Raw genomic sequence first — 1,483 nt, forward strand, 5'->3', positions numbered from 1 at the left:
TGCCGTAGCAACTTTTATATCATATCAGAGTGGCAAGTGATTGTCAACTCTTTTTAAAAGTTTTTTTCGATTTCATTTTTTTGAAATCTTTCAGCAACTCATTTATCATAACTTGTCGTTTGTTATTTGTCAAGAACTTTTTTGAAGTTTTTTTCAATAGAATCAACCTTCGCAAGCTATTCTTTTTTAACGACTCAGTTATCTTATCATGTCATTAGCAACATGTCAACAACTATTTTTCAAGTTTTTTTAATGCTATTTTATTTGCATATTACTTAAAACAACAAAAATGAATATATCATGTAAATTTACACATGTCAATATATTTCTCAGCCTATTTTCCCTCGTACATTTGAATTTTGACCACATAAATCGATTATATCTTTTATAGTAGAAAAATAAAGACAAAAAAAGAACACATAACACACTTGATGTTAAGTGTTCAACTGCTCTAACTGTACGAAGCGCTCAGAAATTTGATTAAAATAGGTAAAGACTATTTATTTAGGATAAGTTGCTCCATCAACTGCTCATTGTATCCAATAAATAGAACTTCATCGATAATGATCAACGGACGTCTGAGGAGTTTTGTATGTTGTGTACATAAAGAAATCAGTTGTTTCTTACCTACACAAGAAAGGTCTACCGCAATGTTATGGAAAGCCTCAGACCAAGTCACAAATAGCTGTTCTGCTTGCACTTCTTCAAAACTGCATAATTCTTCTGCTTCTTCTGTACTTAGATCGCGTTCTTCTAAGTCAACAAATTGATAAGGCAATTGATGGTATTCTAACCATTGTTTCGCCTTCAGACTGGTTACACAGTGCGCCGATCCGTAGACTTTCACTTCCACGAAGACTCCCTCCCTATGAATTTAAGATGTTATTGTTTTGTAAATAGATTAGGTTTCTAGCAACACACCGAATTTCACGAGGGACAAATGAACGGATTTCATCTTCATTGAATCCGATTAGTATTCTTTTTTCATCAATCAAAATAGGTCGTCTCAATAATGAAGGATATTCTTTGAATAGGACGATCATTTGCTTTAAAGTTAATTCGTTAAAATCTATTCCCAACTTCTCGTAAATTTTCGACCGAGTGGAAATAATATCTTGAACTCCTCCTTCAGTCGCTGCTAAAATCTTTTTGATCTCACTTTCTGTTAACGGTTCGGCAAAAATATTTTTCTCTTCAAATTCAAGTTGATTCGCTTGCAACCATGCTCTTGCTTTTCTACAGGAAGTACAGCTAGGCGAAGTATATACTTTTATCATTTTCTCACTCCTTTTTAATTATAATCCAATTCTACAGCAATTTCTTTTAAAATACCAATTATTAGCTAATAAAAAAAGTCGAAAAAAATCGATTATTTACGTTTAAATAATGAGAATTATTCTATGTACTTCCTATTTTAATAATAGTATTCTCATTTTTCAAAAATAAATAAGGGAGGTGTGACAAAAATCTTGTCACACCTCCT

At 31.9% G+C, this 1,483-nt stretch carries 2 protein-coding genes; both read right to left on the reverse strand.

Annotation, left to right across the window (positions count from 1 at the left end; translation table 11 throughout):
• Nucleotides 1-496: 496 nt before the first annotated feature.
• Nucleotides 497-853 (reverse strand): Spx/MgsR family RNA polymerase-binding regulatory protein, encoded by a 357-nt coding sequence (locus HMPREF2731_RS06790; RefSeq protein WP_070872620.1) that lies wholly within the window; start codon nt 851-853, stop codon nt 497-499.
• A 13-nt stretch (nt 854-866) separates the two neighbouring features.
• The gene (locus tag HMPREF2731_RS06795) at nt 867-1,277 is read right to left on the reverse strand and encodes a Spx/MgsR family RNA polymerase-binding regulatory protein (RefSeq protein WP_002286258.1); all 411 of its coding nucleotides are present in this window, start codon (nt 1,275-1,277) and stop codon (nt 867-869) included.
• Between the last annotated feature and the right edge of the window lie 206 nt (nt 1,278-1,483).

Origin of the sequence: Enterococcus sp. HMSC072F02 (genome assembly GCF_001837725.1) — a bacterium.
Classification (GTDB): Bacteria; Bacillota; Bacilli; order Lactobacillales; family Enterococcaceae; genus Enterococcus_B; species Enterococcus_B lactis.

What these genes read in the sequence shown, in the direction of transcription:
- HMPREF2731_RS06795 (WP_002286258.1), bottom strand. Translation starts at nt 1,277, where the DNA reads ATGATAAAAGTATATACTTCGCCTAGCTGTACTTCCTGTAGAAAAGCA.